This is a genomic window from Streptomyces sp. P5F9 (assembly GCF_057961495.1).
The window spans coordinates 1-4,413 of the sequence record NZ_JBXVPZ010000637.1 but is presented as its reverse complement, the minus strand read 5'-3'; the positions used below and the strand labels follow the sequence as shown (position 1 = coordinate 4,413).

The 4,413-nt window shown below is 71.3% G+C and carries 4 protein-coding genes and 1 pseudogene; 2 read left to right on the top strand and 3 right to left on the bottom strand.

Features of this window, described 5'->3' with window-relative positions; translation table 11 throughout:
* Positions 1–207: 207 nt before the first annotated feature.
* Positions 208–1,548 carry a DUF2252 domain-containing protein gene (locus AC31A1_RS47450; RefSeq protein WP_489659273.1) on the top strand — a complete coding sequence of 447 codons (1,341 nt, stop codon included), beginning with the start codon at positions 208–210 and terminating at the stop codon, positions 1,546–1,548.
* Positions 1,549–1,777: 229 nt separating this feature from the next.
* Positions 1,778–2,083, top strand: a complete 306-nt coding sequence (locus AC31A1_RS47445) for a hypothetical protein (protein WP_489659272.1) — start codon at positions 1,778–1,780, stop codon at positions 2,081–2,083.
* Positions 2,084–2,099: 16 nt separating this feature from the next.
* On the opposite strand, the gene pspAB is transcribed toward AC31A1_RS47445, so the two are convergent.
* From pspAB to AC31A1_RS47430, 3 genes and pseudogenes are all read right to left on the bottom strand, one after another.
* Complete coding sequence (gene pspAB, locus AC31A1_RS47440) at positions 2,100–2,693, bottom strand: PspA-associated protein PspAB (protein WP_489659271.1); 594 nt, start codon at positions 2,691–2,693, stop codon at positions 2,100–2,102.
* A 2-nt stretch (positions 2,694–2,695) separates the two neighbouring features.
* The gene (gene htpX, locus AC31A1_RS47435) at positions 2,696–3,619 is read right to left on the bottom strand and encodes a zinc metalloprotease HtpX (protein ID WP_489659270.1); all 924 of its coding nucleotides are present in this window, start codon (positions 3,617–3,619) and stop codon (positions 2,696–2,698) included.
* Between the two features lie 133 nt (positions 3,620–3,752).
* Positions 3,753–4,413: pseudogene (locus AC31A1_RS47430) on the bottom strand (hypothetical protein); the annotation flags it as partial.

Here is a 4,413-nt window from a genome sequence, read left to right as displayed (position 1 = left end):
GGCGAGCCGGGCCCGGCGCTCGGGGGTGGTGATGTGACGGGGGGTGCGACTCATCTCGACCTCGCCTCGAAGACGTCCACTTCTCGACCGACAGTAAACGTTCACCCGATCGACGTCCCCGGAATGCACCCCCGCACTGACCCGGTTTCACTGCGTAGCAACAGGCGGTGCCATCCCAGAAGGCGGCGGCATGCAAAGACACGGCACATGACCACCCCGGCCGACCGAGCGGAGCGGGGCCGCGCCGCGCGCAAACGCGTTGCCCGTTCCGCCCACGCCGGCTGGGTCCCCGCCGTGGACCGCCCGGACCCCGTAGCCGTACTCGAACGGCAGGGCCGGGACAGACTCCCGGAACTCCTCCCGATCCGGTACGGCCGCATGGCCGCCTCCCCCTTCGCCTTCCTGCGCGGCTCGGCCGCCGTGATGGCCGCCGACCTGGCGTCCCAACCGCACACCGGCCTCACCGTCCAGCTCTGCGGCGACGCGCACCTCCTCAACTTCGGCCTGTACGCCTCCCCGGAACGCTCCCTGCTCTTCGACCTCAACGACTTCGACGAGACGTTCCCGGGCCCCTTCGAGTGGGACGTGAAGCGTCTCGCCGCGAGCGTGGCCGTCGCCGGCCGCGAGAACGGCCACAGCGACACGAAGGCCCACCGCGCCGCGCTGGAGGCGACAGCCGCGTACCGTACGGCCCTCCGCGGCCTGGCCCGCAAGGGCGAACTCGCCGTCTGGTACGAGCGGATCGACGCCGACAGCCTGCTGCCGCTGGTGCGTTCGGCCCGCCACCGGCGCCGGGTGGAGTCCAGCCTCACCCGGGCCCGCCGCCGCACCAGCCTGCACGCCGTGGGCAAACTGACCGAGACCGTCGACGGCCGCCGCCGTATCGTCCACGACCCGCCCCTCCTGGAACCGGCCGGCGCCGCCGACATGGCCTCCCTGCGCAAGATCTTCAGCGACTACCGCTCCACGCTCTCCGAGGAACGCCGCCTCCTCCTCGACCGCTACCGCTTCGTCGACGCCGCCCGCAAGGTCGTCGGCGTCGGCAGCGTGGGCACCCGCTGCTTCATCGTGCTGCTCGCGGGGCGCGACCAGGACGACCCACTGTTCCTGCAGATCAAGGAGGCGCGGAAGTCCGTACTGGAAGAGCACCTGCCGAACGGCCCCTACGTCCACCCCGGCCACCGGGTCGTAGCGGGCCAGCGCCTCCTCCAGGCGGCCAGCGACATCTTCCTCGGCTGGATGACGGGACCGCAGGGCCGCGCCTTCTACTGGCGTCAGCTCCGCGACATGAAGGGCTCCGCCGACGTCGCCGGCATGGGCCCGCGGGCTCTGACGGCCTACGCCCGCCTCTGCGGCACCGCCCTCGCCCGGGCCCACGCCCGCTCCGGCGACCGCGTCGCCATCGCCGCCTACCTGGGCAGCACCGACACCTTCGAACGCGCCGTGGCGGACTTCGCCCTGTCCTACGCCACCCAGACGACCGCCGACCACGCCGCTCTCGGCGCGGCCGTGGCGGCAGGCGTGGTCTCGGCGGCACCGGGCATCTGACCATCCGTAGAAAAATGAGATGCACACCGAGTGACCGACTCCCTACGCTGGAGACGCATTGCGGAGCAGGTCACCACCGTTTCACGCAGGGCAGGCGTCACCCTGCGGAGTCGGCGCTAGTCTCGTTCGCACCCAACCCACCGACGGTCGGCCGCCCACCCCAGCGCCCTGTCGGGACAGTGTTCATACCGCTCGGACACCACCACACCCACGCCCACGGAGGCCCGTCATGGGCACCATCGTCCTTTCCGGGACCGTCGTCCTGGTCGTCCTAGGATTCGGAAACCACGTCTGGTGGCTCGCCGCCGTCGCCGTGCTCTTCCTCTACGTGCGGTACGGCAGGGACTCGACGTCGTCCACCTCATCCTCATCGTCCACGTCGTCCTCGTCGGGCGCCGGTTCCTCCTCGGGAAGCACCCCGTCGAGCTACCGCGCGTACCGCGACCGCCGTGACAAGCAGGCCAAGTGGGAGCGCCGCTACCAGCGCGAGCGCCCCCTGGAGTCCCGTCGGCAGGCCCGTCAGAAGAGCAATTAGGAGACCGGGGCGCCCGTCACAACCCGGGGGCGCCCCACACCGGGAACCACCGGCTCAGGTCCTGCTCGATCCGCAGGTCGTTGCCGAGCATCGACTTGACCTGGAGTTCCAGCGCGCTGTCGCGCCGCTGGCCGTCACCGGCCAGCGGCGCGAACGGGAAGAACGTCCCGCGCTTGTACAGATAGACGAGAGCGAGCCGCCTCCCTCCGTCAGCCCCTCCGTCTTCGAACCCGGCCAGCGAGCACAGCAGTTGAGGCCCGAAGCCGTTGGCCTCCATCGCGCTGTTCACCGCGTGCAGATCGTTCACCAGCGCCGACAGCTGATCCGGTGTCCGGCGCGAGACCAGCCACGAGTAGCCGTAGGCGTCCTGGGTCAACTCCACCGGCGGCCCGGTGCGTTCCGCGTCCGCGTCCAGCAGCGCCTGGACCTCCCGGTGCGTCTGCTCGAACGCCCCGCCCTCCACCGTCGCGAAGCACACCGCACCACGCCCGGTCTGCCGGAACCCGGCCGCCGCCTCCAGCGTCACCGCCGCCGAGGGCAGCCCGAACAGCTGGTCGAGATCGGGAGCGACCGGTTTCGTACGGCCGAGCAGGATGTCCAGCAACCCCATCCTCAGTCCGCCTTCCCGATACCGGGCACCGCCGCCTCACCCAACTCGGCGGAGATCCGCCCCAGTTGGTCGAGCCGCTGCTCCAGGCTCGGGTGGGTCGAGAAGAACCGCGAGATACCGGGCTCGGCGCCGTTCGCCGGGCTGAAGTAGAAGGCGTTGAAGGCCTGCGCGGTCCGCAGGTCCTTGGTCGGGATCCGGGCGATGTCCCCGTCGACCTTGGTGAGCGCGGACGCCAGCGCCGAGGGCTTGCCGGTGAGCAGCGCCGCCGCCCGGTCCGCCGCCAGCTCCCGGTACCGGGACAACGCCCTGATCAGCACGAAGCTGATCGCGTACACGGCCGCAGAGATCCCCATGATCCCCGCGAACACGGCCAGCGTGTTCTGGTCCTTGCGTCCCCGGAAGATCTGCGAGTAGAACGCGAACCGCACCATCAGCCCGGCGAGCACCCCGAGGAACGACGCCACCGTGATCACGGCCACGTCCTTGTGCGCCACGTGCGACAGCTCGTGCGCGAGCACACCCTCCAGCTCGGCCGGCTCCAGCCGCCGCAGCAGACCGGTGGTCACGCAGACGACGGCGTGGTCGGCGTTCCGCCCGGTGGCGAAGGCATTCGGCATGTCGATGTCGGAGACGGCGACGACGGGCTTGGGCATGTCGGCCACGGCACACAGCCGGTCGATCACACCGTGCAGCTCGGGGTACTCCTCCCGCTCCACGATCCGCCCGTGCATCGCGTACAGCGCGATCCGGTCGGAGAACCAGTACTGCGCGACGAGCAGCCCGCCCGCCAGCACCACGACCAGCACCCAGGACTTCAGCAACACGATCAGCGCGGCCACGAACGCCACGTACAACAGCCCGAGCAGGAACAGCGTCAGACCCATACGTACGGTCAACCGCCGGTCGCTCCGGAAGCGGCTCTGCATCTGCCATCACCCCGCAGTCAGGCACTCGTCCCACCGCCCAGTGTGCACCCGGGCCTTCCCATGAAGTGGTCCCGATCGGCCCTAGGCGGAGCAAAAGGTCCCTGAGAATCCGCTGAGCGCGCGGGGGCGCAGGTCAGCCGCTGAGCCCGGCCTCCCACAGCCGCCGCGTCAGCACGTACTCACTGAACAGATGCCGCGCCCGCCCGAGCAGCTCACCCACCTCGGCATCCCCGGGCGTCATCCCCTCCTCCAGACGCCACCGCCGCACCACCTGCGCACCCCAGGCCCGCAACCGCTCATCCGGATCATCAAGCACGGTCACGGCGGCCCGCAGCCGCACGATCCCGCCCCGCGCGTCCAACAGCCGGAACGCGCCGACGCGCACATGCCGGGGCCACCCGCCGGCGAGCCGCTCCACGAGCGGCCCGTCCGGCACCAGCCCGGCCGACGGCAACAGCGCGAGCGTCGCCTCCCGCACGACCCCGGGCGCCGGATCGTCGAGCAACGGCAGCATCCGCCGTACGTCCACGACGTCCAGCACCCGCAACCCGGCCACGGCCCGCGCCCGCACGGCAGCCCGCGGATGCGAGACGAGCGGCCACAACAAAGCCGCGTCCCGCCGCTCCCCGCACTCGGCAAGCCCGATCACGGCCCCCGGCGCGGGCTCCGCCGCACGGCACCAGGCCCGGTACAGCGCCGGCGGATCACCCCCGCCCTGCCGCACGACATACCGCGCACAGGCCCGCACGACCCCCGACCGATCCCCGAGAAACCCCTCGGCCCGCTCCACCCGC

Coding starts and splice junctions, on each gene's coding strand:
- AC31A1_RS47450 (WP_489659273.1), top strand. CDS start 208: ATGACCACCCCGGCCGACCGAGCGGAGCGGGGCCGCGCCGCGCGCAAA.
- AC31A1_RS47445 (WP_489659272.1), top strand. CDS start 1,778: ATGGGCACCATCGTCCTTTCCGGGACCGTCGTCCTGGTCGTCCTAGGA.
- pspAB (WP_489659271.1), bottom strand. CDS start 2,693: ATGGGGTTGCTGGACATCCTGCTCGGCCGTACGAAACCGGTCGCTCCC.
- htpX (WP_489659270.1), bottom strand. CDS start 3,619: ATGCAGAGCCGCTTCCGGAGCGACCGGCGGTTGACCGTACGTATGGGT.